This is a genomic window from Paenibacillus sp. GCM10027626, assembly GCF_042676285.1.
Classification (GTDB): domain Bacteria; phylum Bacillota; class Bacilli; order Paenibacillales; family Paenibacillaceae; genus Paenibacillus_Z.
The window spans coordinates 72,323-99,228 of sequence record NZ_JBHTHC010000004.1 but is presented as its reverse complement, the minus strand read 5'-3'; the positions used below and the strand labels follow the sequence as shown (position 1 = coordinate 99,228).

General features: G+C 51.7%; 22 protein-coding genes and 1 tRNA gene. 7 read left to right on the top strand and 16 right to left on the bottom strand.

Annotation, left to right across the window (positions count from 1 at the left end; genetic code table 11):
• Window positions 1–123: 123 nt before the first annotated feature.
• From ACFQ0N_RS10260 to ACFQ0N_RS10215, 10 genes are all read right to left on the bottom strand, one after another.
• Entirely contained in the window at window positions 124–1,155 is a 1,032-nt protein-coding gene (locus tag ACFQ0N_RS10260; RefSeq protein WP_379325539.1) for an NADH:flavin oxidoreductase/NADH oxidase, read from the bottom strand.
• 161 nt (window positions 1,156–1,316) lie between these two features.
• Window positions 1,317–1,748, bottom strand: coding sequence for a MarR family winged helix-turn-helix transcriptional regulator (locus tag ACFQ0N_RS10255; protein WP_379325537.1), 432 nt, complete (start codon window positions 1,746–1,748; stop codon window positions 1,317–1,319).
• A gap of 516 nt (window positions 1,749–2,264) precedes the next feature.
• Window positions 2,265–3,020, bottom strand: a complete 756-nt coding sequence (locus ACFQ0N_RS10250; protein ID WP_379325535.1) for an ABC transporter permease subunit — start codon at window positions 3,018–3,020, stop codon at window positions 2,265–2,267.
• A complete protein-coding gene (locus ACFQ0N_RS10245) occupies window positions 3,004–3,957 on the bottom strand; it encodes an ABC transporter ATP-binding protein (RefSeq protein WP_379325533.1) in 954 nt (317 codons plus the stop codon). The genes ACFQ0N_RS10250 and ACFQ0N_RS10245 overlap by 17 nt, the downstream gene beginning before the upstream one ends.
• A gap of 725 nt (window positions 3,958–4,682) precedes the next feature.
• Window positions 4,683–5,366 carry a hypothetical protein gene (locus tag ACFQ0N_RS10240; protein ID WP_379325531.1) on the bottom strand — a complete coding sequence of 228 codons (684 nt, stop codon included), beginning with the start codon at window positions 5,364–5,366 and terminating at the stop codon, window positions 4,683–4,685.
• Window positions 5,367–5,710: 344 nt separating this feature from the next.
• Window positions 5,711–5,786: transfer RNA gene (locus ACFQ0N_RS10235), tRNA-Ala, on the bottom strand.
• A 174-nt stretch (window positions 5,787–5,960) separates the two neighbouring features.
• The gene (locus tag ACFQ0N_RS10230; RefSeq protein WP_379325529.1) at window positions 5,961–7,559 is read right to left on the bottom strand and encodes an extracellular solute-binding protein; all 1,599 of its coding nucleotides are present in this window, start codon (window positions 7,557–7,559) and stop codon (window positions 5,961–5,963) included.
• 82 nt (window positions 7,560–7,641) lie between these two features.
• The gene (locus tag ACFQ0N_RS10225; RefSeq protein WP_379325527.1) at window positions 7,642–8,517 is read right to left on the bottom strand and encodes a carbohydrate ABC transporter permease; all 876 of its coding nucleotides are present in this window, start codon (window positions 8,515–8,517) and stop codon (window positions 7,642–7,644) included.
• A 28-nt stretch (window positions 8,518–8,545) separates the two neighbouring features.
• On the bottom strand, window positions 8,546–9,520 hold the full coding sequence (locus tag ACFQ0N_RS10220) for an ABC transporter permease (RefSeq protein WP_379325525.1): 975 nt from the start codon (window positions 9,518–9,520) through the stop codon (window positions 8,546–8,548).
• A gap of 289 nt (window positions 9,521–9,809) precedes the next feature.
• A complete protein-coding gene (locus ACFQ0N_RS10215) occupies window positions 9,810–12,089 on the bottom strand; it encodes a helix-turn-helix domain-containing protein (RefSeq protein WP_379325523.1) in 2,280 nt (759 codons plus the stop codon).
• Window positions 12,090–12,288: 199 nt separating this feature from the next.
• Between ACFQ0N_RS10215 and ACFQ0N_RS10210 the strand changes: the two genes are divergently transcribed.
• Window positions 12,289–13,890, top strand: coding sequence for an FAD-dependent oxidoreductase (locus ACFQ0N_RS10210; protein WP_379325521.1), 1,602 nt, complete (start codon window positions 12,289–12,291; stop codon window positions 13,888–13,890).
• 457 nt (window positions 13,891–14,347) lie between these two features.
• Here the strand turns inward: ACFQ0N_RS10210 and ACFQ0N_RS10205 are convergent, their stop codons facing one another.
• From ACFQ0N_RS10205 to murQ, 3 genes are all read right to left on the bottom strand, one after another.
• Window positions 14,348–14,503: a hypothetical protein gene (locus ACFQ0N_RS10205; protein WP_379325519.1), complete on the bottom strand. Its 156-nt coding sequence runs from the start codon at window positions 14,501–14,503 to the stop codon at window positions 14,348–14,350.
• Between the two features lie 318 nt (window positions 14,504–14,821).
• Complete coding sequence (locus ACFQ0N_RS10200; RefSeq protein ID WP_379325517.1) at window positions 14,822–15,766, bottom strand: DUF4434 domain-containing protein; 945 nt, start codon at window positions 15,764–15,766, stop codon at window positions 14,822–14,824.
• Window positions 15,767–15,835: 69 nt separating this feature from the next.
• Window positions 15,836–16,753 (bottom strand): N-acetylmuramic acid 6-phosphate etherase, encoded by a 918-nt coding sequence (gene murQ, locus ACFQ0N_RS10195; RefSeq protein WP_379325515.1) that lies wholly within the window; start codon window positions 16,751–16,753, stop codon window positions 15,836–15,838.
• Window positions 16,754–16,959: 206 nt separating this feature from the next.
• Between murQ and ACFQ0N_RS10190 the strand changes: the two genes are divergently transcribed.
• The 3 genes from ACFQ0N_RS10190 (at window position 16,960) to ACFQ0N_RS10180 (ending at window position 20,631) form a co-directional block, all read left to right on the top strand.
• A complete protein-coding gene (locus ACFQ0N_RS10190) occupies window positions 16,960–17,754 on the top strand; it encodes a M55 family metallopeptidase (RefSeq protein WP_379325513.1) in 795 nt (264 codons plus the stop codon).
• Between the two features lie 56 nt (window positions 17,755–17,810).
• Window positions 17,811–18,671, top strand: a complete 861-nt coding sequence (locus ACFQ0N_RS10185; protein WP_379325511.1) for a MurR/RpiR family transcriptional regulator — start codon at window positions 17,811–17,813, stop codon at window positions 18,669–18,671.
• Window positions 18,672–18,921: 250 nt separating this feature from the next.
• Window positions 18,922–20,631 (top strand): DUF4855 domain-containing protein, encoded by a 1,710-nt coding sequence (locus ACFQ0N_RS10180; protein WP_379325509.1) that lies wholly within the window; start codon window positions 18,922–18,924, stop codon window positions 20,629–20,631.
• A gap of 174 nt (window positions 20,632–20,805) precedes the next feature.
• Here the strand turns inward: ACFQ0N_RS10180 and ACFQ0N_RS10175 are convergent, their stop codons facing one another.
• Both ACFQ0N_RS10175 and ACFQ0N_RS10170 read right to left on the bottom strand, forming a co-directional pair.
• On the bottom strand, window positions 20,806–21,264 hold the full coding sequence (locus ACFQ0N_RS10175; RefSeq protein WP_379325507.1) for a hypothetical protein: 459 nt from the start codon (window positions 21,262–21,264) through the stop codon (window positions 20,806–20,808).
• A gap of 67 nt (window positions 21,265–21,331) precedes the next feature.
• Window positions 21,332–21,898 carry a TetR/AcrR family transcriptional regulator gene (locus tag ACFQ0N_RS10170; RefSeq protein ID WP_379325505.1) on the bottom strand — a complete coding sequence of 189 codons (567 nt, stop codon included), beginning with the start codon at window positions 21,896–21,898 and terminating at the stop codon, window positions 21,332–21,334.
• Between the two features lie 259 nt (window positions 21,899–22,157).
• Between ACFQ0N_RS10170 and ACFQ0N_RS10165 the strand changes: the two genes are divergently transcribed.
• From ACFQ0N_RS10165 to ACFQ0N_RS10155, 3 genes are all read left to right on the top strand, one after another.
• Window positions 22,158–23,471 carry an ABC transporter substrate-binding protein gene (locus tag ACFQ0N_RS10165; protein WP_379325502.1) on the top strand — a complete coding sequence of 438 codons (1,314 nt, stop codon included), beginning with the start codon at window positions 22,158–22,160 and terminating at the stop codon, window positions 23,469–23,471.
• A 79-nt stretch (window positions 23,472–23,550) separates the two neighbouring features.
• On the top strand, window positions 23,551–24,432 hold the full coding sequence (locus ACFQ0N_RS10160; RefSeq protein ID WP_379325500.1) for a carbohydrate ABC transporter permease: 882 nt from the start codon (window positions 23,551–23,553) through the stop codon (window positions 24,430–24,432).
• Window positions 24,429–25,259 (top strand): carbohydrate ABC transporter permease, encoded by an 831-nt coding sequence (locus ACFQ0N_RS10155; protein ID WP_379325498.1) that lies wholly within the window; start codon window positions 24,429–24,431, stop codon window positions 25,257–25,259. The genes ACFQ0N_RS10160 and ACFQ0N_RS10155 overlap by 4 nt, the downstream gene beginning before the upstream one ends.
• Before the next feature lie 69 nt (window positions 25,260–25,328).
• Here the strand turns inward: ACFQ0N_RS10155 and ACFQ0N_RS10150 are convergent, their stop codons facing one another.
• Window positions 25,329–26,903, bottom strand: coding sequence for a response regulator transcription factor (locus ACFQ0N_RS10150; protein ID WP_379325496.1), 1,575 nt, complete (start codon window positions 26,901–26,903; stop codon window positions 25,329–25,331).
• Between the last annotated feature and the right edge of the window lie 3 nt (window positions 26,904–26,906).

Here is a 26,906-nt window from a genome sequence, read left to right as displayed (position 1 = left end):
CAGCTGAGGGACAATGTCAGCATCCGTTGAGTATAGAAGGCTCCTGTGAGTGATTGCGGATCACCTGGAGCCTTCTATTGGGACTGAACCGCTGGCCTCATCTTGTAACCCGGGCAGGCTTTTTCATTTGCCTGGGAATCCGGAAACGTATTGTTTTGGTATAGCAGTTTCTTTTTTCAGTACAGCAGCAGCCTCCAAACCCCAATAAGGATTTCTCAGCATGCCTCTTCCAACCGCCACAAGATCTGCATCTTCGTTGCCGATGACAGCATTTGCCAATCCCGGATCATCCAATCTCCCGACGGCAATAACCGGAACATTCAGGGCGTGCTTGATTTCTCTTGCCAAAGGCACTTGATAAGCGGCATGTGTACCTGGTCTGCCCCAAGCGGCAATTGGGCCTTCTCCTCCTGCACTGATATGAAACATATCGACGCCAGCTAGTTGATATTGTTTAGAAAATGCCACGCTTTCTTTCATTCCATACCCGCCTTCCACATATTCAATTGCGGATATTCGCATAATTAATGGCATGTCATCCGGCATCTCACTTTTGGCCGCTTGAATCGTTTCTATACCAAACTTGGTCAATTCATTGCCGTATTCGTCGGTTCTTCGATTCGTAAGCGGCGAGTGAAACTGATGGATCAAATAGCCATGAGCGCCGTGAAGCTCAATCGTATCGAATCCGGCTTTTACGGCACGCCGTACGGCCATTCGGAATTTCTCAACCATTTGTTTCACTTCGTCCGTAGTCATTTCTCGTGGTGTTTTTGAATTTTCGTCGAATGGAACAGCCGATGGTGCGACCGGAATGGCGGCATCCTGCGCTTTACGACCTGAATGAGCGATTTGAATGCCAACTTTCGCTCCATAAAGATGACAGGCATCTACAATCCGCGCCAACGGCGGTATTTGATCGTCGGACCATAAGCCCAGATCATAGTCCGAAATGCGACCATCGGGCTCTATATCTGTCATTTCAATAATAATAAGGCCTGCTCCGCCCACAGCCCGGCTTACATAGTGCTGATAATGCCACTCTGTCGCAATTCCATCCTTGGCGGTTACCGAGTATTGGCACATGGGAGGCATAACGACCCGATTTTTTAGATCTAACCCTTTATGCTTGAACGAACTAAAAAGATGATTCATGACGTTTAACTCCTTTTCGGTTTATAGCGGCAATGAAAAAGCCTTTCTTAACGCATGATGAGGCTGCGTGAGACAAAAACGTGCGGATACTATAGAAAATACATGCATGTGCATGCATTTATGATAGCGCGACTCTGCCAATTCGTCAAGGCAGACTGTCTTTACTCGTTCATGTGGACCAAATATTGCAGCGAACTTTGAATCTCTTCTTTCGAAAACTGTTGCATTAATACCGATTGGAATGTTGACAATGCTTTTTCGAGCTTTTCCACGCCTAACGGAGTTAAAGAAGTATAAACGCCCCTGCGATCATTCTCGCAAACGTATCTTCTCAAAGCCCCGCATCCCTTTGCTTCAAATCTGCTAACTAGCCTCGAAAGGGCGCTCTGGCTTAAGCCGATCATACTTTCCAACTGCTGCAATCTTAACTTTTTGTCCGGAGCTTCATATAAAAACAAAAGCATATAAAATTCATTTAGCGACAATTGATGTTTATTCTGCAGAGCGGCTTCGAGCTCATTCGAAACATTCATTTGAATTTGAGACAATGTCAACCAACCTGATAGAAGATCCGTCCCGCGGTCCCTTTCCATCTCATGATCACCTGCTTCGCCATCGTTGTAAAGGTGTTACATTTCTCATTATACCACTTGTTCTTCATTAGAGTATGAACATTTATCTTACACTCTATCCATAAAAAATCGGCAGTATCGCAGCATCTCAATGTTCTGGCGGAATCAGGATTAGTTACCGTCCGCCGTGAAGGCAGCAGGAGGTATTACGGCCTGAGAAAGGAGGGCTTGGGAGAAATCAAGGCATTTATTGATCAGTTCTGGGATGATGCGCTATTTTGGGGTACGCCAAGTCTTTACCCACGAGCTGCAACGGGATGATTAACCTTATCTCCGATCTGGCGGAAATTGATAAATCCACTGGCAGCGCTGTCCTTAGCATCATGGACGGCTCGCTTGTACTAGCGTGATCGGTTAATGATTCCCAACTGATGACAGCCTTTTTACACTTAAGGTCATAAACCTCAACGTTCTCTGATTAACCAAAAAGAAAAGCCCTCCTTGATAAGGGATAGGCTGGTGATACAATAAATTGTTTTACAAATCTCTATGAACTAACCTCCTCCAGCCCACGCAACCGCCGATCAAAAATACGGCGAGCGCTCCAATCACAGAGCCCCATGCAAGCCCGGTGCCCTGGCTTATTGCGTACACATCAAAAAGGTTAAAGAGTGATACAGCCCCCAGCCATTCTAATGCTGTCAAATCAGAAAGCATGTAAAGCAAGAACATGAGAAACACGATTCCGATTCCTAGCGATAATGCACTGCGTTCGGAAGGAAGCCAAGACGTTAGCGCATAACCGATTCCCATAAATCCGAGAATAATCAACAGACCGGCCGCCATGACGCTGCTTACAGCCACAACGTCATTCATCACGCCTAAACTTTTGCCAATCAGCAGCACAATACCAGTGGATATACTAGCGATAATCACGACTTTCACGACATGCGCCGCACATTTTGCCAGATAGATATTCGTTCTACTGCGAGGGGTTGCGAAAAGAAATTCGGCAGTATGACGATCCCGCTCCTTTACAATGGATCCTATTGACCAGTTTATGGCGAAGCATCCTAGAAGAAGTACGAAAAACATAAACGGTTGACCGGCCATCCATCCTTCAAAAGTTGAAAGTGCGGTGGAACCCGTATGATCTGTTCCGCTGGAGATTTGGCTATCTAAATAAGCCTTAGATGCGGCGGCTGGGATTGCTTGAAGCGCTGCAATAACACAAAGAGCGATCCAAAAACTCCGTTTATTTTGACGCCACTCTAACTCAAACAACTTGCTCATCATTGGGCTCCTCAACTTTCTTTTCTTTGTTTCGACTGTAATTTTCCATAAATCTCTCCTCAAGAGACAATTTTCTGAGGCTCAAATCTTTAATGGGCTTATCGGCAAGAATGGAAAGCAATTTATTTAGGCAACCATCCTCAACCCTTCCGCTACAAGCCCCATCTCTATATTTTGAATGGGGATCTATATTTAGCAGTCCATACGTTTGCCTTAGATCACCTGATTCTTTAAAGGTCACCTCGTAAAGATGAGCCCCTCCTTTGGTTAGTTCGGGAACAGAAGAATCTTGAATGATTTTCCCGTCTCGTATAAACACGACCCTGTGGCAGACCTTATCCACTTCGGTTAATATGTGAGTGGACAAGAATACCGTTGTACCGTTTGTCTCATTTAATTCCTGAACGATTTCAAAGAAGCTTTGCTGAGCGAGGGGATCAAGCCCGGAGGTAGGTTCATCCAGGATAAGCAATTCAGGCTTATGGAGAAGTGCTAGCAGTATGCCTAGTTTCTTGCGATTTCCTAATGAGTAGGTTCGGATCCGAGGGTTCATCTCCCATTGCAGTCTCTGCGCAAATTCGGGAATCCTTGTTTTTTTCAAATCAACCCCATGAATGCCTGCTGCAAGCTCCAGCATCTGTTTTCCAGTTAAATCCGGGTAAAGTCTAATCTCGGAAGGCAGATAACCGATTCGGCTGCGTATCATTGGATGATCCTTCTTTATTCGTTCGCCAAGAATCGAGATATCCCCGGACGTAGGGCTGATCATCTGCATAAGCAACCGGATCGTGGTCGACTTCCCTGCACCATTAGGCCCAATAAATCCGACAATTTCACCTTTTTTTACGGTTAGATTTAAATCTGTAACCCCGCGTTTCGAGCCATAAGATTTATTTACTTTGTTCATAAGAATAGCTAACGTATTTTGGTACTCCAACACGATCACTTCCTTTCCGCAATTGATTAAGACACAATTCCTTTGTTTCAAGACTCGTCCTGGCGTTTTTGCTCTCTACTGGGCGGGATTTTAAAAGATCATTGAAGTTTATTTATTATGAAATTAACTTTCATTTGGTAGTTTATATCTTTTTAATCTTACTGTCAATATTTTGTATATCGAATGTTCAATGATACAGATCGCTAAAGTAGAGTTAAACGCTGTACTCATCCGCTTCACACCATGCGCGCAGACGAACCGCGTTCAAATACGGGCCGTCCTGGCCAGATACCCGGATTGGATACAATATGTTTGAACTGCAAAAGAATTTGTTAAAACAAAAAAACGGCATTTCTGCCGTTTGTGTTAAATGTTGGCGGAGAATAGAGGGATACAGCTAGCTAACCTAGGCTCGATACGCGACCTCTACTTCCATTTTCGTGTGCAGACGTGTGATGTCGTTGTTTGACCATTGTCAACCTTGTCCGCCGGACGGCTGTTTTCTTTATTTGCTGCCGCAGCCTGTTTCGTTTTTGTGTATTGATGGAGCCAAGGGGGGGGGCTGAATCCTTCATTTAACCCTACAGCAGAAGCACACTCGACGAGGACAACCTTAGCAATAGAAACATCATGCTCGTCCGGCTTTGGCTCTAGCGCATGCACCTCTTCGTCGTCTCTAAGAGTAATAGCACCCATGATCGATCAGACCGTTGATGCCGAAATACCTATAACAAATCGGGGCTTTGGATCGATCCCAAGTATTCGTAACGATAGATCTTTCCTGTTGCGCCGGCTGGTACCGGTCGAAGCCTATCTTTCTGAACAAGCATGCGGCAATATTTAATAATAGTTTGTTTATGAAGCTCCAGCTCCCTTGCCGCCTCGGGGGGACGAATGATTCGATTGTGACGGATGGCGAAACGCATGAGCTGTCGTTCAATTTTGCAAAACGTACGCGAAACCATCGCGTTTTGCTTTGTAGCTGAAGCCAGATATGGAGCCAACATATTCCGAAGTATAGCTTCAATGAATGAAGGGTTTTCTTTCATCTCGTCGAATGAGATCGCTATAACTTGATATTGTTGGGACTGGAGAAACAACCCGCGGTTCAGATCCAATCGATACTTCGAGCGGTCTTTGCCGTGCGAACCGTAATCCATGATTTCGAACGCAAAGCGGTTTCCTCCCACATTCCACATAAAGTCCAAAAAATAAGATCGCCCCCGCCAATCATTCACCTCGTACTCCGGATGCAGCCCGACAAAATGTCCCATGAGCGACCACCAAATCTTCTCGACAAACATTTGATTCCCATAACCGTGTCCCCGCATCAGTGCGTCCTTTCGCTCTCCACGACGCCTGCTCAAATGCCATTTCATCCACTTTGCATGTTCGATTTCGAAGCTCACTCTCTCTTCGCCTCCTGGATTAGAATAAAAAACGCCCCGATTAACCCTGCGTAGTGCAGATCATCGGGGCGTGCTTCGTCACTTTGAGTGAAATATCGTATAAAACTCAACTGGTACCGGTCAATTCAAGCCTATTCAAACGATTCTTCGTACAAAATCCATGATTTCGTCGCAATCCGATCGCCTTTTGTGTGATAAATCGTACAAAATGGCTCCAACACACATCAAAACCAGGGGCACTTGTACGTTTTATCGTACAAACTTAACGTAATTACAAATACCATTTACCATTACCATCTTTGTTGCAAAAAAACAGCCCGACAAGGCTGCCCGTTGAATAATTATGGTGGAGCCAAGGGGGATCGAACCCCTGACCTCATCGCTGCCAGCGATGCGCTCTCCCAGCTGAGCTATGGCCCCATTTTTGCGACAAGATAAATATTACCATAGCACAAATAGCTTGTCAATTCTTTTTTAAGCATTCTTAATCATGCCATGAAATCAGCAAAAAAGCCCGGCACTTACGGTTTTATCGCAAGTACCGGGCTTGCCCTAATTAGGTCTGTCAATCGGAATTGACAAGAGGCATAGAAATTACTTCCATTCCGGGCCAGAGTAACCGTTCGCCTGGAGCGCCTCGTTCACTTCCTTGATGATTTGGGCGCCGCCTTTATCGGACCATTCCTTCACCATTGCATCCCAGTCGGAAAGCGGCTTTTCGCCGAAGATCATTTTTGTCTGTTCGGTATACAGGTATTTGGACAACTCGCTGTCCTTCACCGCACGGGTCTCCGAGAATACCGAATTGATCGGATTGATCAGATGCTTTGTTTCCCCGTGCATTTTTTCAAGGCTGGCTGCCAGCTCACGCAGCAGCGGTACGGTGTATTCCTGCGAGTAGCCGTTGGCTGCATCGTTCGGAGCCCACATCGTTTTGTCCGGCAAGTAGTTGATCGGCGCAAGACCTTTCTCCTCGACCTCGCGGCGGACGCTGCCATCCTCGATCTTGTAGCCTTCGCCTTCTTTGCCGTTCAGCCAGTCGAAATCGGCGTTGCTGGCCGTTCGCTCCTCAAGCGGCACGAATGTCCGGCCATAATCGAGCATTTCCATAATTTTTTTTACTTTGTCCGGCTCCTTCGCCAGCTTCGCGTTCAGCATTACGATGCCGTAGAAGCCGGGGGAGGAGACAAAGCCTTGCGAGCCGTCCGGTGCCGCGAATGGAGGAATCGGGACGATCTCCGCATTCGGGTTCACCTCAACCAGCCCTTGCATATAGGTCGGGTTCATGCCGCGAGGCGTTCCGATAAAGATGCCCGCTTTTCCGGAATAAAATTCCTTATTCGTCTGCGCCCAGTTCAGCAGGGCGAAATCCTTCGTAATCGCGCCTTCCTTGTACAAGTCCGCCAGCCAGCCGATATGCTGCTTCCGCGCTTCGGAAATGATGCCTGGAATGAGCTGACCTTCGTCGTTTTTATGGTACCAGGCCTCAAAATCCCAATATGCGCCCATCCCGAAGCTCGGGTTTATATTTTGCGACATGGCGATTCCGTACGTATCGTTTTTGCCGTTGCCGTCAGGATCGTTTTTGGTAAAGGCGATCGCGACTTGCTTCAACTCTTCGTAGTTGGTCGGCATGGCAAGTCCAAGTTTGTCCAGCCAATCCTTGCGAATTACCGGGGTGAGCTGGTAGTTCTCGGTCAAATATCTCTGAACCGCGTAGATGTTGCCGTTTACCGTAACTGCTTTGCGGATGTTGTCCGGAATTTGCTTCATTGTTGGATAATTGTCCAGCAGATCGTTCAGCGGCAGAAAGGCTCCCTGCTTCGCCCACTTATAGAAATTTGAATCCGGCGCCTCCATGAGGATGATATCGGGAATTTCACCCGAAGCGACGACGGCACTCAACTTTTGGTCGTAATCGGAGCGAACGACGTACTGCGGTTTGAAATCGACGCCGAATTTCTCGTTTATCATCTTGAGTCCTTTGCCATCTGTTGGAGGAATCGCTCCGTAACGGAAGTCGATCATCGTGATCGTATGCTTCTCCTGTTGCTGCTGCGGACTTTCCGGCGTTTCGCCGGCAGCGCCTCCAGTATTCGGGTTCTCGGTCTTCGTGCTGTCGCCGCAGGCGGACATCAGCGCAATTCCTCCGATGAGCGCTGCTGCAATCCAAGTCTTTCCTCGTTTGTTCATTGACAAGCCCCTCCCATGATTGGATCATACTTCGAAAGTTTTCCTTGCGCAAGAAAGCCCGTTCCGGCCGGATGAACCGGTATCAGCCTTTGACGGATCCGAGCATCACCCCCTTGGCAAAATGCTTTTGCAGAAACGGGTAGACGATCAGAATCGGCGCGGTCGCCACGATGATCGCCGCCATCTGAATCGTCTCCGCGGGCGGAGCGTGCTCCAGAAGAATTTGGCCGCTGCCGAGCGCCGTCTGCGCCTCGCCGACGACCACCATCTGGCGGAGTATAACCTGGATCGGCCATTTCTCCGGCTCGTTCAAGTACAAAATGCCCGTAAAATAGTTGTTCCAGTGCATCACCGCATAAAAAAGGGCGAAAGCGGCCAGCGACGGCTTCGACAGCGGCAGCATAATGTTCCAGAACACCTTCAAATCATTGGCGCCGTCGATCACGGCCGCTTCATGCAGCTCAGCGGGAATGCTCATGAAAAACTGCCGCATGACGATCAGATTGAACGGATTGATGGCGATCGGCAGAATAAGCGCCCAGATCGAGTTGATCAAACCGGTCTCCTTGACGACGAGGTAGGTCGGGATCATCCCGGCGCTGAACAGCAGTGTAAACAGCACCAGCATCACCATAATCCGCTGCCCGATGACCGGGCGGGCGAGCGTATACGCGAAGGTAGAGGTGAAGGCCAGGTTGACGATCGTGCCCACAACGGTGACGAACACCGTGACGCCGATCGAGCGTACAAATGAACTTGAGGCGAAAATAAATTCATAGGCGCTCAGCACCCATTGTTTCGGAAACCAGATAATTTCATTTTGCAGAAATTCTTTATATGATGCGAAGGATACGGCCAGCACGTACCAGAACGGCACCAGCATGACCAGAGCGATCAGGCTAAGCAGCAAAATGTTGGCGATATTGATGAACCGGTCTCCTAGGGTTCGATGATGCAAGTGAATCATCCTTTCCAAAGCGGACGGGTTAAAATACGCCGTCGTCGCCGAGTTTTTTGGCGATGTAATTGGCCGAGAGCACGAGCGCGAGCCCTACGGCGCCCTTGAACAGGCCGACGGCCGTCGCGAAGCTGTAATCCGACTGCCCGATGCCTTTGAAGAACACATACGTGTCGAGAATGTTGCCGACCTCCATATTGAACGGGTTGAGCAGGAGGAAAATTTGTTCGTAACCGGCATCCATCACGTGGCCTAGTCGCAAAATGAGCAGGATGACGATCGTATTGCGGATCGCCGGCAGCGTAATATGCCACATTTGGCGAAACCGTCCGGCGCCGTCCATCGTTGCCGCTTCGTAAAGCTGCGGATTGACGCCCGCCAGCGCGGCGAGAAAGAGAATCGTCCCCCACCCGGCTTCCTTCCAGATGACCTGCAGGACGACGAGCGGCTTGAAATAGTCCGGATCAGTCAGGAACGGGACAGGCTGCGCGAGGCCGAACCATTGCACAAGCAGGTCGTTGATGACGCCGTTGCCTTTCAGAAAGATCGTAGTGATGCCGATGACCACAACCCATGACAGGAAGTGGGGGAGATAGATGACCGACTGGACGATGCGCTTGAAAATTTGATTGCGCAGCTCGTTCAGCATCAGCGCCAGCACGATTGGAATCGGGAATGCGAAGACGATCTGCAAGAATGAGATCGCCAAGGTGTTCCACAGCACCTGCACGATTTCCTTATCCTCAAAGATGCGGGAAAAATGTTCCAGGCCGACCCATGGGCTGTCCGCAATGCCCTGGAACGGGCTGAATTCGATGAAGGCCATGTACAGACCCGCCATCGGAACGTAACGATAAATGAGAAAATAAGCGATACCCGGCAAGCCCAGCAGCAGCAGGTACCGATCCTTCCACAGCCGGGCGCGCAAACGGCCAAGGCGGCTAACGCCCGGAGCCTTGCTGGCGGCGGAAGGGAGGTTCGGATGAGGGGTTAATGCATTCAAGCGCTTTCCTCCTTAATTAAAGCCGCAACGAACTGGACGATGTGAAATTCCGGATCGTTGCGATGAAGTAGTTGATCTGATTATCGGGGGACGCGGCGCGACACGGCAATTTTCCATTTTCGCAAAGGGAGGGAAGAAAAGATAAAGATCCGCAAACAAAGAAAAAAGCCGCGTCCCGAGCGCCCGAAGCGCCGCGGCCGGCTTGAAAAATGCGCAAAAAACGCCGGCTTCAGGAGGAAGCTCCGAAGCAGCGACGTCAGTAGAAATATTGGCAGTGAGCAGCGGACTTTCATTCGCCGCGAAATCGCTTGCGATACTCGCCCGGCGGAAGCTGCTCGTATTGTTTGAATACCCGCGTAAAGTTCTGAACGGAGGTGTAGCTTAATTTTTCGGCGATTTCTTTGATCGGCATTCCGGTATGCGCCAGCCACTCCTTGGCCTTGTCCATCCGAAAGCGGATAAGGTAGTCGATGAAGTTCATACCCGTCTCGTCCTTGAACATCCGGCTGAGCTGGGAAGGGGAGATGCGGAACTGGTCGGCGAATTGCTGCAGCGACAAATCGGTATCGAAATGGCCGTGGATAAACCGGATGATTTCACCAATCAGACGCTGCTGCTTGCTGGTACTTGCCATCTCCAGACGTTCACCAATTGCAGGGAAAATTGAATCCGCCAGCCACTCCGCCGCTTCGTTCATCGTCGCTGTCTCGTACAACCGCTTGTAGGGGTCTTCACCGAATACCTCGTAAGGGGCCAATTCCAGCTCCTGCATATAGAGAACCAGTTCCCCGATCAGGTGGGCGAACAGTCCAAGCGCCGCATTGAAATGATGCACAAACGGCGGGATGTCCCGTGCCCATTCGCGGAGCAGCGCCGCGGCCTCAGCTGTTTTGCCCTGCATAACGGCGGAGACGATCTGTTTCTCCCGCTTGAGAAGATCGCTCGCAATCCGGTTCTCTGCCGGCTGAATCTGCTGCGGCAGCAGCAGATTGCCCGGTCCGTGCAGCAGCCGGTAGCCGAGCACGTCCCGCGCTTCCCGATAGCCATCGTTAATATCCCGATAGGCAAGTACGGGATGGGAGCAGGCGAGCGTGACCGTGAACCGAAAGTATTCCGACGAGGTTGCGAGAAACGAACGGGCGGTACGGTGCAGACTTTCCAACGCGGGATCGCCCTTTTCAAGCCCTACAATCATGGCGATCTGCCCAGGCAAGGAGATGCCGGACACGCAGGAGAACTGCTCCTCGAACATCTCCTCAGCGAATTTGCGCAGGGCGAACATCATCAACAGCCGGTCTTTGTCAGAATACATCCGCTGAAATGCGGCATAATCGTCGATGTCGATCAGGCATACCGCATACCGGCTTCCCCGGAGCTGAAAACCGAACATTTGCCGAATCCGTTCAGCCTCGTTGCTGTTGATCTCGCCCCGCAGAAGCTGCTGCACGATTGTCTCTTTCAAATACGGCGATTGCTCGTGAAGCTGTTTACGGAGCTGCTCGTTTGTCTGGAGCATTCCGGTCACGTAAGCGTCAAGCGTGCGCCACTCGTTCTTGAAGGAGGGAGAGGCCTCGCTGCGCGCTGGCAGCAGCCGGTTCAGCAGATGCTGCACAGGACCGTACATCCGCGTGGAGCCGAAGCGGGCAATCAACGCCCAGAATGCGGCAAGCAGCAGTACGATGCCGAAGGTCGTCACTTGAATCCGCTTGGCCTGGCGCGTCAGTTCTTTTTTGGGCGTCATGGCCGCGTAAGTCCACCTCGTATATTCCGATTGCCGGACAGTCAAACTGTACGTCTCGCCGTCCAATTCCGTCTCCGCCGCATCATCGGCGCCGTAACGGGGCAGCCCGCCGGAAATCAGCAAAGGACGGGTGCCGATTTCCTCGGGCTTCCGGCTGATCAAGGCGATGCCCTTCTCGTCGGAAACGTACAGCTTGCGGCTCGTGCCGAGCGGAACATGCTGGGCGAAGTCAGCCAACTTGTCCTTCTGAATATGAAGCATAAGAATGCCGCTTCCCTGAGTATCGGAGAAGATTGGCACCGGCCTCAGATAAAGCAGCTCGTGTTGTCCGGGATAAGTATCCGGCGGAATGATTTCCGAGCGGAAATGCGACGGAATCCGGTCGATCGCGTTCCGGAGCGGGAATTCTTCAAGATCAATGAAGCCAAGCTTGCTGGAATAGACTTTTCCGAAATGAAGAAAGACGACAGATACGTCGTAGGGAAATGTGGAAATGCTTCGCTGTTTCTGTATCGTATCGGTCAGCTCGAGCATTTCATCCAAATATTTGCCTGAAGGTCCAACCTGCACCGCTTTCTCCAGCGCGCTATGATTGGCGAGCTGAATGGAAGCTTTGTCGAGCTCGGCCCAGAACGAATCAACCTGCCGCTGCATTTCCTGCAGGATGATCTGATGGTTCTGGTTCACTTCGCTTTGGATGGCAGAGGCCGCCATTTGAGCAAGAACGCTGCCGATCAGGACGACGGGCAGCAGGCTGATGACGAGGGAGTATATGAACAATTTTCGTTTGAATGATGTATCGCGGAACCATGGGATTTGTCTCCACATGGATGTGCACCCCCCGGGCTTGTCTAAGATGCTTTAAGAGTAGTCTCTCGGAATGCGGGATGTCAAGAAAGTCCGCAGGAATTTTTCTTCTTCTTTTATATTGTACAGCGGATTATTCCTCCTTAATATGATATAGTGATGGAGACGGCCGTCAGAGGCTTCTACGAAATTGGTGATTCGACAGAAGGGGAGATGAGCAATGAGCACTAAAAAGCGAAGCGAAGCGATGTTCGCCTCGCATTACGATTGTGATATCGCCGTCATCGGAGGCGGAGTCGGCGGCTGCGCAGCCGCCCTGGCCGCGGCGGAAGCCGGAATGCGGGTCGTGCTTACGGAGGAGACGGATTGGATCGGCGGGCAGTTCACGAGCCAAGCTGTACCGGCAGACGAGCACCCCTGGATCGAGCAGTTCGGCTGCACAGCCAAGTACCGGGAGTTCCGCAATCGCGTCCGCGGCTACTATAAGGCGAACTATCCGCTGACGGCAAATGCGATGCGTGACAACCGGTTTAATCCAGGCAATGCCATCGTCAGCCGCCTGTCCTGCGACCCGCGAGTCGCCTTGTCCGTGCTGGAAGATATGCTTGCCCCTTATATCCATGCCGGGCGAATTACGCTGCTGCTGCACGTTCGTCCCGTTGCGGCAGATACGGACGGGGACGTGGTTCGCGCGGTTATGCTGGAGCGGGCGGAATCCGGAGAACGTATCACCGTCTCGGCGCACTATGTGCTTGATGCGACGGAATGCGGCGACTTGCTCCCGCTGACCGGAACCGAATATGTCACGGGCGCCGAATCCCGCCGGGATACGGGGGAGCCGCATGCGCTCGAGGGCGAGGCGGAGCCTGACGACATTCAATCGATCACATGGTGCTTTGCGCTTGATTACCGCGAAGGGGAGGATCATACGATCGCGAAGCCTGAGGTTTACGACTTCTGGCGCAGCTACCAGGCTCCGTTCCAACGGGACCGGATGTTCAGCTGGACGCCGCTGCAGACGAACGGGGCGGTGAAAAGCTTCTCGCTGTTCCCGGAAGCAGGGGCCTTCTCGCTCTGGAACTACCGGCGCATCGCGGACCGTACGCAGTTCGCTCCGGGAGCCTTCGACAGCGATATAACGCTCATCAACTGGCCGCAAAACGACTATTGGCTCGGCAGCATCTATGACGTGACGGAGGAGGAGCGGCAGCGGCATTTGGAAGGGGCCAGACAGTTAAGTCTGAGCTTGCTGTACTGGCTGCAGACCGACGCTCCCCGGCCGGACGGCGGAACCGGGTACCCCGGACTGCGGCTGCGCGGCGATGTGACAGGTACCGCGGACGGTCTCGCCAAAGCGCCGTATATTCGCGAATCCCGCCGTATTCGGGCGGAATTTACGGTGAAGGAGCAGCACATCAGCCCTGAGGTTCGCGGCGCGGGCGGCAGCGAGGCGTTCAGCGACAGCATCGGCGTCGGCTGCTACCGGATCGATCTGCATCCGACTACCGGCGGCCGCGAAGGCTTCTATATCCCTAGCTTTCCGTTTCAAATTCCGCTCGGCAGCCTAATCCCGATCCGGATGGAGAATTTGCTGCCCGCCTGCAAAAATATCGGCGTTACCCACCTGACGAACGGCTGCTATCGGCTGCATCCGGTGGAATGGAACATCGGCGAGTCCGCGGGGGCTTTGGCCGCCTATTGCTTGCAGCGGGGCGTTTCCCCGCGCCAAGTGCGCCGCGATCCCGCCAGGCTCGCCGACTTCCAGCGGGCGCTGACGCAGCGCGGCGTGGAACTGGCCTGGCCGTCGATCGGTCAGGTGTAGCTCTCAAGCGGTACGTGCTCTCGTGCAAGGCAAGCAAAATAGAAGAAAAGAGCCTCTTTCGTCCTTACCGGACGCAAAGAGGCTCTTTTTCTTGATAATTGAGCCGGTCCGCGAGCCAGCCGTTTCAGCTATTTTGTTTATAGATAACGGAACCACGGTGCGCCACGGCCCACTTCGACAGATGTCCACAATGAATAGATAGCCTCCCACGGTCCGTTCGGGGGAGGCTTTATGGCGGCCGCGGAGTTTGACAGCGGCCTGGCGCATGAACGAACGCTAACGGAAGTCACAGCCGCTATTTTCGAAAATTCGGCCGATCTGAAATTGTAACGGAACTGTGCGCCGTTATTAGCTGATCATGAGCACGATTTTGCCGGAAAACGTCCAATTAAGAGCGCTCTCATCCGTTAGATTTCAAAAAGGAAGGTTATTGACGAAATAACGTCTGTGGGTTCCCTTAGATGAAATCGCTTTGCAGCTTGCCTCCTTCGGGGCTCAAACCCGTGACCTTCGGCGATGCATGCGATAACGTTTCAGGGGAAGGAACTTGTTTCGCGCCAAGGAAGCCGTCAGGCGCTGCTTTACTGGCGGCGCCCCGTCCCCACCCCCGCACCCTGCTCCCATCCGCTCCGCGAGGGACAAACTAAATACATTTGTGCAGCTAATTTGCTGCTTTAGGGAGAAAAACGAAAAACTAAGAAGAAAATCTCTCTCTAGTTAGGGCAAAAAGGGCGATATAAGGGTAGCGATCACCCAGTCTAAATGCCATTTTTGCAGCTAGTTTAATCCCTTTCTACAATTCGCTCGAATCTAACTGCATAAAATCCAGTTAGACGCCTATGCCGCTCTCGCAGTGCCATCAGAGGAATGAAGATGGCACCAAACCAAACCGGGCAATTTTCAGGATAGTTAGTTGCCCCTGTTAGCGGGCTCATCGCCCCGGACGCAGGCCGTTGCGATCCAGAAACGCCATATAGTCTTCGTACAGGCGGACGGATGATTCATGTCCCGCATGGACGGGGCTTCCCGGCTTGTTCATCATGCCGAGATATTGATAGCCGAGCACTTTGTCCACCAAAGGCGAGACGGCCTGCAGTTGGCCTTCGATCCGTTCGAAGTCAGGGGGCATGAGCACCTTTCCTTGAAACCGGAACAGCTCCACGTCCGCCCACAACGGCTTGCCGGCGCGGTCATGCGCTTCCCGGAGGGCGGAGAACGTGCGCGTTGCTTCCTCGCGGGTCGTCCGGCCTACGCCAATTTCGTCCTGATAAGCGATAAAATCGACCTCCAGCGAGCGAAGCTGCGCCGTGAAGCGGTCATCGGCACGCACGGTGCGGGTTCCGTACGGGGCGATCAGCACCTTATCCGGGCCGGACCTGCGGCACCAATCGGCCAGATCGTTCACATAAGTAATATATTTGTCCGGAAAATATTCGCGAATCGCCGCTTCCACGGGAAAGTACCAGCCCGCAAAGGAGGGATGATGCCCGTATTTCTCCGACAATTCTTTCGCGATGTCGATGCGCAGACGGGAATAGTCGCCGTCGATGGACAGCTGGCCCATGATTGGCGTGGTAAAGAACCCGAGTCCAAGGTATAACGAGACGTTCAGCTTGTCTCCAGCGGCTAGTACGGCTTCGAGCGGATCGGGACATACTGTGTCCCAACGCAGGGGCATCACTTCCGATGGATAGAATGCTTTGCCGTGCAGCGCCACGCTGAGCAGCACGAAGGTGTCCATGCCGGCCTCCGCCATTTCCGTCAGCTTCAGCTCCCAGTCGCGGGCCGTGAACTGCTGCGTCGCCGCATTCCAGGTGTCACCCTCGTATGGATTGCAATGATAAAAATCGAACCACGTGCCTGTTATCGGTTTCATCGCCGTTCCTCGTTTCTCTTAAAATTTTTAACGCGCCGTTCCCGCCAGCAAGCGGATCACTCTACCCGATCACTCCGCCGCTTGTGCGAGCCGCAGTGCAGCCCGCACATTGCCGTCCGCCAGGCGGAGCAGCTCGCTCGCCCGGCCGGCGTCTCCGACGGAGCCAAGCAGCATTACGATGGCCGGCTTCACTTCGCCCCCGGTCTGCTGCATCGCGCGGTCGGCCTCTTCCGGCGAAGCGCCTGTCGCCATCTCGACGATGCGCTTCGCTCGGCGAAGCAGCTTGCTGTTTGTCGGTCTCATGTCGACCATCAGGGTGCCATACACCTTGCCGAGCCGGGTCATGGTGACAGTGCTCAGCATGTTCAGCACCAGCTTCTGGGCCGTACCTGCCTTGAGTCGGGTGGAGCCTGTCACCACCTCTGGTCCTACCGGCACTTCGATCGCGGTTTCGGCGATCGCGCCGATGGCTGAGCCGCGCACGCAGCTGACCGCGACTGTGGCCGCTCCGACCTGGCGGGCACAGTGCAGCGCGCCAACGACGTAAGGTGTCCGGCCGCTGGCGGCAATGCCAACAACGACATCCTGCGGAGTGAGCCCGCGGGCTCGCAAGTCTTCTGCGCCGGCAACGGCATTGTCCTCGCCGCTCTCATCGGCCTCCGCGAGACTGCCGCCTCCGGGCATGATCGCTTGAACCAGCTCCGGCGGGGTGCCGAAAGTAGGCGGGCATTCGTACGCATCGAGCATCCCGAGCAGGCCGCTCGTTCCTGCGCCAACGTAGAACAGCCGTCCGCCGCGGCGAATGGCGTTGACGATGACGTCTGCCGCGACGGCGACATCCTCCAAGGCTTCTCCGACACAAAGGGGAACCGATCGATCGGCTTCATTCATATAGCGGACCAATTCCGCCGTTTGCATTAGATCCAGTTCGGGAGCCCAAGGGTTACGCGTTTCGGTCTCGAGCCGATCCGTTTCATGCGCGTTCATAGGTCACCTTCCGTTGTCGTTGGATTGAATTTAAACTCCAAAAAAATAAAGTATTCCGGAGAACATCTCCATTATATAAGAAGGGGTAGCTGCTGGCAAACTGTTTTTGGAGGATTATTCCGTATCCGTGATAAAAAAAGAAGATTTCCTCTAGGCGCTTATAGTATAATAATGCCAGTCAGATACAGGAAAAGGAGGAGCACCGCATGAAAATATACGTTAGCTGCGATATGGAAGGGATTGGGGGTGTGACGCTAAGGGAACAACTGATAAGAGGTGAATTGCTGTACGAGGAAGCCCGGCGGCTGCTGACGCTGGAAACGAACGCTGTTACGGAGGCGCTGCTGGCAGCCGGCGCAACGCACATCGTCGTCAAGGATGCTCACGGGAGCGGTTTCAATTTTATTCCCGAGCTGCTGCATCCGAAAGCCGAATATGTGATGGGCGCTACGCGGGTCGAAAACCGCTTCCCCGGCCTCGACGACAGCTTCGCCGGCGCGCTCCTGATCGGCTATCACGCGATGGGAGGAACGGCTCTGGCCGTACGGGATCATACGATGACCTCCCAAGGCTGGCAGTCCTTGCGCCTGAACGGGCGCCCGATCGGCGAGATCGGCCTGGACGCGCTCCTGATCGGGCAGCGGGGCGTTCCGGTGCTGCTCGTCTCCGGCGATGACAAGACATGCATGGAAGCGGCAAGCGAGCTGCCCGAAGTGGCCGCATATGCGACGAAGACAGCGCTTGGCCGCCATGCTGCGCTGCTTAAGCCGCCGCAGCGGGTGCGCAGCGAGCTGCAGGAAGCGGTGCGCCGCGCAGTCGGGAATGCAAAGAGCGTGAAGCCGCTGCAGCTCGCCGGACCGTACGAATTGACGATCCGCTTTCTGCATACCGAGCAGGCCGATGCGCGCCGGTACGATGGAACGCAGGCCGAGCGGCTCGACGGATTGACTGCGGTTTACCGCGCGGACGATCTGACGGAATTGCTGTCTATCGCCTTCTAAAGAAGCTTCCGGCCAGCGAGCAGTTTTACGAAATTATTTTTATGAGGTGGCTGCATATGAACAATCAGTCGACGGGCGCAAAGACGCTGCTATGGATCGAAAGCCATTACAATTCGCTGACCAAAACGGAGAAAAAAGTAGCCGATTTAGTGCTGCATAACAAAGAAAAAGTCGTGTACAGCTCCGTTACCGATCTGGCCGAGATGGCGGCGACCGGAGAGACAACCGTGCTGAGATTTTGCCGCAAGCTCGGATTTCGCGGGTTTCAGGAGTTCAAGCTTGCCGTCGCTCAGGATCTCGTCAGCCCGAACGAAAACGTACACGGGAAGATTGACGAGAACGACAAGATTGAAGACATCGCCCAAAAGATGACCTCCAGCAACAGCCAGGCGCTGAAAGACACCTTGAGTCTGCTGCAGAGGAAGGAATTGCAAAAGGCAGTCGACGCGCTGCTATCCAAAAAGCGGATTTTTTTCTTCGGCGTTGCCTCTTCCGGCGTGACGGCGATGGATGCGCATTACCGCTTCATGCGCCTTGGCTTTCAAACCTTCTGCGCCAGCGATTCCCATGTCATCGCTATGAATTGCGCTTTAACAGGGCCGGAAGATGTGGTGTTCGGCATTTCGACCTCTGGGAGCACCAAAGATTTGGTCGATGCCATCCAGCTTGCCGATGCGAATGGGGCGACGATCGTCTGCCTGACGAACCATGCCCGCTCGCCGATTACCCAATACGCCGATGCCGTGCTGCTCGCTTCTTCCAAAGAAACACCGCTGCAAGGAGGCGCGTTCGCTTCCAAACTGGCGCAGATTCACGTTTTGGATATTTTATCGACCATCGTTGCGCTGCGGCGGAAAGAAGAGACGTTTCAGGCGATTGAGAAAACAACCAAATCGGTTGTCGGAAAGCTTTATTGAAAAATAAATTCATAAAATTAAATAAAAAAGGAGGAAATCTCCTCTCGAATGTTGTATAGTATTTTTTGAAGACAGCATAAGGGAGGGGTTTTCTTTTTTGCCTTTATAGAATGGCTCGCTAGGAAGCAGTTTACGGCGGTGCTAATCTGACGCCCAAGACAGGGACCAATACGGTCATCCTGCAGCACAATTAATTGCGCCTGTCGTTGAAACCGTTTTCGTCAAACGTTTATTAACAGGAGGGAAGCAAATGAAATCACGATCCAATATTTTGTCAGCTTTTTTATCTCTGATACTGGCTGGAACACTGCTCTTGCCGACTGCGTCGGCTGCTCCGGATCTTACGACAGCGACCTCATCGGCACCGCTCGTCAATCTGGCGCTGAATCTGCCGTATACGTTTGAAAGCCCATACCCGCGCGATTCGCATTTCGGACCGACAGAAGACGCTTATCCGGATGACACCGGCAAGCAGTTGACGGACGGAATTTTCGGCGGGATGACGTTCTCGGACAAGGCATATGTGGGCAGACTGTGGCAGGGTTATCGCACCTTCAAGCTCGATCTTGGCGAGCTCGCGACGATTCAGGACATCCGTGTCAGCACGCTGCAAGATATAGCGAACGGCATCTATTTTCCGGAAGAAATCTCGTATTCGCTCTCGGCGAACGGCAAAACGTGGGAGGATCTGGGCCAAGTAAAAAGCGGACGGCCCACGACGGAAAAAGGTCCGGTAAAGCAAACGATTGCCAGGACCGGGGTGAATGCCGTCGCCCGTTACGTCAAAGTGACGATTCCGGTAGAGAGCTGGCTGTTCCTCGACGAGATCGAGGTTATGGGTACGCGTGACCAGTCCGGCCGGAAGCTGAAAGCTTCTGCAGAACCGAAACCAAATCAGGGTTATCCGCGCCCGGGCTCCGAGCAGACGGGAGGCATCCAGAACGAAGTACTTATCTATACCGGGGAATGGCAGTACCAGCCAAGCGACTGGATTTCTTTCAGCAAGGAGGATTTTAAGCCTTACGTATCTTATGTGGACACCAATATGAAGCGCAAGGACTTCATGTTCGATGGCTTCCTCTTCCTGCCGTATGCACCTCTAATGGACGGAGCCAATTACGGTCCGACAACCGGCAAACCGACTAGCAAGGCGCATTTTGAGCAGTTCCTTGACCGCCTGTTTCGCGACGATTATGAGTTGGGCGCGCTGAACGAAGCGGTGAAAGAAGCGAAGGCGGACATGCCGGGGAAGAAATACGAGGCGAAAGTCGTTATCGCGATCCCGTATCCGCGCACGGATCAAAGCGACTTCGGAGATGTGGACGGCGACGGCATCAGCGAAAACTTGAACGTTAGCGAAGTTGGGGAAGCGGCAGCGCTGGAAAACCGGCTGAAAGTAACGAAGTGGTTCGTCGACGAAGTCTATAAACGGTGGAATGCAAAGGCGTACAGCGACCTCGAGCTGGTATCCTTTTACTGGTACAACGAATATATCGCGCATCAGTTAAGCGAGCTCGACCACGAACTGGTCAAGCAAACGGGCGATTATGTCCGCTCCAAAGGCGCGACGTTTCAATGGATTCCGTATTATTTCGCCCGTGGCTGGAACGATTGGCAGGCCAATGGGTTTGACAGCGCACTGATGCAGCCAAATTATTTCTTCCATGCCAATGCAGGCGTCGATCGGCTGGACACCATCGCGCAGGCTGCCTTTAATAACGGAATGGGCGTGGAGATCGAACTTAGCGACACGGTGCTGACAGACGAGAAGCTGCGGGAACGCTACTATGCGTATCTCGATGCGGGCAGGGAATACAAGTTTATGAAAAAATCGCTTAACGCCTTCTATCAGCAGGTCAAGACGCTGCTCAAGGCGGCACAGTCCGAAACGGCGGCTGGGCGGGAAGTATACGATCGTACGTACCAATATATAAAAGGGAAATATCCGCAGCATCCCTAGACGCGGCAAGCGGAAGTAACGGAAGAACTGGCATGTCGCTGACATCATTGCCAGCCAACTCGGGCTCAAAAGGAGAAGGGTGCCGCCACATGGCCACATGGGGCATCCCTCCCGAGCCGCTTTAAGGGCCGGATAAGTATATTGAAGCCGCACAGGCTCAGCAGAATTCTCACGTTATTTAGGCAAAATAATTAACAGCAGTGCAAAAATCAGAATCATTTTGGACAAAAACTCGACCTGACGATGACCGGCATTCTGTTCTTTGCTTCCTACTGCGGCGGCTGCGTCAACGTTAAGACGATCTTTCATTTGTTTATCGATGGCGAATTTTCTAATCAGCGCTATAACCATCAATATTGCTAAACCAATGTGCCAATAGGCAAAAGAGAAGCCGCTGCCTAGCCGGATCAAATCTACAGCAACGATTAAAAGTGTTGCAAAAAAGGCAAAACGGTTGTATTTGTTCCATGAGCTGATGGAAATCCCCTCGATTGCAGCAACGAGATTCGGATCTGAACGCTGCGACAATTTTTCCAGCAAAAGCGGACGAACGCCTGCAGCCATTATGACACCGCCGCCAACGATGAGTGCTAACGCGAGGTTTTCAATAGACAGTAAAATGAGGTTAAACAAATTGATAATCATCTCCTCTGATTTGGTTGTATGACCAACCAGTACATTTCAAAGAAATAACTCCTTGTTAGGGAGTATATTTCAAAGAACTTGCCATTTTCTCCAGTTGCGAGTAGGCACGCTCCAAGTCGAATTCGGGGTTCAGCAGCTTTTGCAGCGCAAGCCCATCGAAGCAAGCAACCAAGATCGCAGCAATCGAAGCCGTTTCTTCCTGGGAACTGCCAAAAATCTTTTGCAGAATATCGGAAATACCGTTGCGGGCATTTTCTAACAGGTCATTAACTCCTGGCGAAATATTCGGGTCACGCAATCCTAATGCAAACAATTCATATCTGAGCATGTACCACTCGGGTTGCTGTTCTACCCGTTCCTTCGGTTCATTTAAGGCTGCTTTGGCGATCTCGGCGGGAGGGACACTGGATTGAAGGGTTTGCATAGCGGTTGTGTATTGTTTGGACGCCGACATTAACAATTCCGTAAGGATTTCTTCCTTGTTGCGGAAATAATAGTGAACCAGTCCGGGCGCTATTCCCGCCTCCTGGGCAATGTCTTTGATTGAGGCTTTTTCATACCCTTTGGCAGACATCACTTTGTAAGCTGCGTCAATAATCTGTTCGCGTTTTGGTTTGGCCATTCTTCGCTGCATTCACCCCCTCTAATTTGGTTGGTTGACCAACATATTTCTAATGTAGCACAGCCAACTGAATTTTACAAGGATGAGTGAATTGATGTTGGACATTGAAATCCAAAGGAAAAGCGAGTTTACCTATGGACACTTTTCTAAAAATTGTGCACTATAAGTACTAAAGTTAATACACCGGCATAGGGGGTAACATAAACATAGCTTAACAAACGATATAAATCGCACAACAAGAATAGGGGGAATGAGTGCAATGTTTACGAAGAAAACAGTAATCGCAAGTGCAACAGCGCTTGCAACAAGTGTAATGCTATTAAGCGGCTGCGGCAGTTCCGATGACAACGAAGGCAGTAAAAACGGGGATTCCGTTACATTAACGATGATTGTTTCCGGCAACAAGGCGGCAGACGGCCAAGACTTTGAATTAGATGTACTGCCGAAGCTGGTCAATGCCAAGTTTCCGAATATTAAGCTGGAAGTGCAGAAGCTTCCGGATGATCAGTACCATACTTCTATTAAAACAAAGCTGGCAGCAGGGGAAGCGCCTGATATTTTCCGCGTGTGGCCTAGAATGGGGAATGCGGCCAGCATCATCGATTTGTCAAAAGGCGGCTACTTGGCCGATTTGTCAGATTTGACTTTTATGAGCAACATCAGTGACGGCGCCCGCGAGGACATGTCTTATGACGGCAAAGTATACGGCATTACCAAGGGCATTGATATGCTCGGCACTTATTACAACAAAGATCTGTTCGCAAAAGCAGGCATCGCAGATGTGCCAAAGGACTGGCCGTCGTTCCTTGACGCTTGTCAAAAGCTGCTCGATTCCGGTGTCACGCCGATCGTCATGGGAGACAAAGATCCTTGGTGGATTCAATTTGGCTCATACCAATTAGCAGCGAACACGGTGTATGCTGCAGATAAAGATTTCGACCTTAAGCTGCAAGCCGGCGAGAAGAAGCTTACGGATGAAACCTGGGTAAAAGCTCTCTCGATGTACAAAGAGCTTTATGACAAAGGCTATATCGCCAAAAATACGCTCGGACTGGGCGGACCGCAAGCAACCCAGATGTTCATTGACGGCAAGGCGGCCATGGTATTTGACGGCACATGGGACTACCCGACGCTGACGGCCAAAGGTGCGGCAGATTTTGAACGCGGCTTTTTCCCGCTCCCGGGCAATGAGCAAGGTGAGCCGGTATGGCAAGCCGTTTCGACAGCAGCAGGCTGGGGTGTTAATGCGAAATCAAAGCATCTGGATGAAGTGAAGCAAGTGCTAAACTATTGGTTCGATAACAGCTCCGATCTGTTTGCAGAGTGGGTCAAGCTAAATCCTTCCATTAGTGCGTTCAACGGAGTTCCGCTTAACAACGAATTGTACAAGGATGCTTACGAGCTCTATCAATCCAGCGGCAATTCGATCTACTTCGCCAACCAAATGTGGCCGAACGGCGTTGCCGATACACTGCAAGTGAAATTTGGCGAGATTATTGGCGGACGCAATACTACGCCGGAGGAAGTAACGAGCGCGATGCAAGCCAAGTTTGATGAGCTTTGGAAGGAATAAGTTAGGCCAACTCCGCCAAGAGAATTGAAGGGGACTGAACCTGTCCCCTTCTCATTCCATTCGGAAAGGAATTTTCAGCATGAATTCAGCGGTTATGAAAAAAACGATGTACTGGTTCGTTCTGCCCGCACTAACGATGTATCTTGTCTTCTGGATCTATCCGATCTTCAAGCTGTTCCAATACAGCTTCTCCGATTACAACGGGTATGTGCAAAATTTTAATTATGTCGGTTTCGATAATTTCTCGTTCATTTTCAAGGACGGCGTAGCCGGCACATCCTTATCCAACACGTTAATTTACACGTTTGTTTTTGTCGTGTTCAGCAACTTGATCGCGTTGGGTCTGGCATTCCTCTTAAATATGAAAATAAGAGCCACTGGCCTTTATCGTACAGCTGCTTACATTCCAACCTTATTTAGCGCAATCGTCGTCGGTTTTATTTGGAGCTATGTCTATATGCCGGACAGCGGCTTAATTGCCACCGTACTGAGCTGGTTCGGACTTGACGGGGCAAATCTCAATTTGATCGGCAGCTACGATTCTGCGCTTTATGCGATCACTGCAGTAGACGTCTGGAAGCATATCGGGACGAGCACCGTTATTTTCCTAGCAGGTCTGCAAACGGTTCCTGTTGATCTTGAGGAAGCGGGCCGTATAGACGGAGCAAGCTCCTGGCAGGTGACCCGCTTTATCCGGCTGCCGCTCCTTGCCACATCAATGACGATTAACGTTACACTCAGCTTAATCAACGGCTTAAAAGCATTCGACTATTCATTCATCATGACGAACGGCGGACCGGGTAGGGCGACCAGTACACTGCTGTTTGAAATTTTTCGCATGGCCTTCCGGGAACAGCAATTCGGTAAAGCTTCTGCGCTTGCAGTCGTATCATTCGCCGTCATTATTGTCATTACAATCTTCTTCGTCTTGCGCTTGAATAAACGGGAGGTGTCGGCATGAACGGCATTGCCAAAAAAACGCTCACACATATCGGCATCTCAGCAGTCCTGCTGCTCAATCTGCTGCCCTTAGTCATTGCGTTGTCCAGTTCGTTTCGTTCTGTCTCCAACATGACGAATCCGCTGAAGCTGTTTAGCGAATTTACACTGGAAAGCTATCGGGCTGCATTTGGGAAGATGCACTTCATGCAAGCGCTCGGGAACAGCCTCTTGCTGACGGTCATCTCCGTTGTCGTCGTCGTGTTGTTCACCTCGATGGCTGCATATCCGATCGCGCGACTTAACAATCGGCTCAGCAAAACTTTGTATTTGTTTTTTCTGTGCGGACTGGTCGTACCCAGTCAAATGGTCATTATCCCGATCGTGCAGACGATTCAAGAGCTTCACATTCCAGGCTCAAAATTTACACCGATTCTTATGTTTATCACCTGCAGTATTCCGTTCTCTTCCTTCCTCTATACCGGGTTCATCAAGAGCAGCATTCCGATCGAGGTCGAGGAGTCAGCACTGATTGACGGTGCAGGTCTTTTGCGCCGGTTTTGGCAGATTGTCTTTCCTCTGCTGCTTCCGGTCACGGTCTCGGTTGTCATTACGCAAGGTGTATGGATCTGGAACGATTACTTTTTCAACATGATCTTTATTTCCAAAGCTGCAGACTCTCCGCTGCCACTGGCAATGCTCGGCTTTATGGGAGACCAGACGAACCCTACCGCCTGGAATGTCCTGTTCGCGGCGTGCTTTCTGTGCGCTTTGCCGCTGCTTCTCCTGTTCGCATTCCTGCAAAAATACTTCATCGGCGGTCTTACGGTGGGTTCAGTCAAAGGCTAAGTTAAGGATCGGCAATGGGAGAGACGCCAAAAAACCGTTCTTCGGGAAAGAGAAGCCAGGCTTCTGCTTTCACGAGGAACGGTTTTTCTGTGTTCGATACTCCTCAGGCGTCAAGCCTGTCAGCTTCTTAAACACGCGAAAAAAGTACTTGGTGTTGTCATACCCGAGCGCTTTCGCAATTTTGTACACTTTATCATCGGAATTTTCGAGCATGGCCTTGGCGTTGTCGATCCGGACCTGGTTCACATAATCGATATAATTAATCCCAGTCTTCTCTTTGAACAGAAAGCTGCAGTAGCTTGGATTCAGAAAAAATAAAGAGGAGATTTTCTCCAGTGTCAGCGTCTTGTTGAAGTTGTTGCGAATGTACGCTTTAATATTGTCAATGATATGCTCCGATGAATATACATGCTGTTCAAGCATCATCTCGGCAATGCTCGGCAGAATGGTCTGTAGATGAGCCTTGATCGCCTCCAGATCGTAAAATCCGGACAAAACCGCTTCAAAGCTGGAGGACGGCGATTGATTTCCGTCGATCTGAAAGTTGCGGTTCAGGATCGTACGAACTTCCTGGACGAGCAGCCGGCACTCATTCTTCACTTCAGCCAGCCTCATATCCGAAATTTCCGAGTAATAAGCAAACATCATTTCCGTCAACTCGGCCGTCTTGGCCACATTGCCCGATTCGATAAAAAACAGCAGTTCATCCGTCCGGTCCCAAGTTCGCACTGCGGACGCAGAATATTCAGAGTCGTCCCCATGGCTGGCAACGACTGTTCCATTTTCATCGATGCGAATGCTGTTGAGCGCTTCCATCGTTTCCTCATAGCTGCGGAACAGTTCGCTCAAGGCGCCTTTCTCGCTGCTAATCCCCAGCTTCAGATTGCCGCTCGCCTTTGCCGCGATCTGTGCGGCGGCCGTTATAGCTGAAGCTCGCAGCCCCTGATCGCCATGCCCGTCATAGAACAGATAGAAAGAGAGATGATCGTGCTGGGTATGCGGTACATAGACGCATGCAGCATTCGGCTCTTCAATGAACGAGTCCAGATTGGATGGGTCGGACCCGTTCAAGGAATAGACAGTCAGCAGTACATACCGCTTCGCTTGAGCAAGCGCCAGCAGCTTGCTTGAGCGGAAGCCCGGCTCCTTCTCTTTGCGGTGAAGCCCTATAATGAGGTGGCTTAATAGCTGCAAATCAGCATCATAGCTGATTTCCTGTCTCTCTATCTCCCGATGCTCAAGCTGCTTCTGAACTGAACGCTCCGAATCCAGCAGTGTGATCGCTTTGACAAGCGCATCTCGAATTTCTGCGCGGCTAAATGGCTTCAGCAGGTAGCTGACTACTTTGGCAGAAATCGCTTCCTTCATATACTCGAAATCGGAATATCCGCTGACGACGATCACCTTTTTGTCAGGGAAGTCCTGCTGCAAAGTCTGCAAGAGCAGCTTGCCGTCCATCTCCGGCATTCGCATATCGGTAATGATAATGTCCGGGCTGACTGCGTTTATTAAAGCAAGCGCATTCTCGCCATTATTCGCTTCTCCGGCAAAGTTCAGCCGGCCATCCAACTTGGCCGCACGGATTTTTTTAAGCGTCCCGCGCCGGATCAGCGCCTCGTCGTCCACGATGATATAGTTATACATCCG